A 561-nucleotide genomic window follows, 5' to 3' on the forward strand; every position below is an offset into this window, starting at 1 on the left:
CGGTTGTCGAGCGACTGTGCCGTGAAGAAGTTGGTGGGATTGTCCAGGGCCGAATTGACGCTCTTGCCGGTCGACAGGCGGCTCTGCGTGGTGGCGAGAAGATCAGCGGTGGACTGGAGGGAGAGCAGGTTCTGACGAACCGACGAGGAGAGAACAATACCGGACATTGAGTGTTACCCTTCTGGTACGCAACGCAACAAACTTCGATTAGGATTAATCGATGTCCGGGACGGTGAACGCAGACGGCTAACAAAGCATGAAGCGTGTCGCGCCAGTCCTTGCGCGGATTCACCATGTGCGCGATCGAAGCCGGATCTGGCTCGCTCATATCGTCATGATTGGATGACGCTTTTCCGTGCAGCGACGCGACGTTTGCGACTTGTCAACCATAACTGAGAGTGAGCAATCGGCTGCATCCGGATGCATCGTCTGCGCTTTGCCGCGGCACTCTGGTGCCGGCGCAAAAAGAAAGCGGCGGGGCCTGAGCCCCGCCGCCGGATCTTGCTTGCGATGTCGTCCGCTTGTTAGCGGAGCAGCTGCAGCACGCTCTGCTGCGACTGG

The 561-nt window shown here is 58.8% G+C and carries 1 protein-coding gene; it reads right to left on the reverse strand.

What is annotated here, in order from left to right:
• The coding region (locus AC0L3P_RS40010; protein WP_473309465.1) for a flagellin N-terminal helical domain-containing protein at nucleotides 1–167 on the reverse strand (167 nt) is incomplete at its 3' end.
• Between the last annotated feature and the right edge of the window lie 394 nt (nucleotides 168–561).

The organism is Bradyrhizobium sp. WSM4874 (assembly GCF_055811835.1).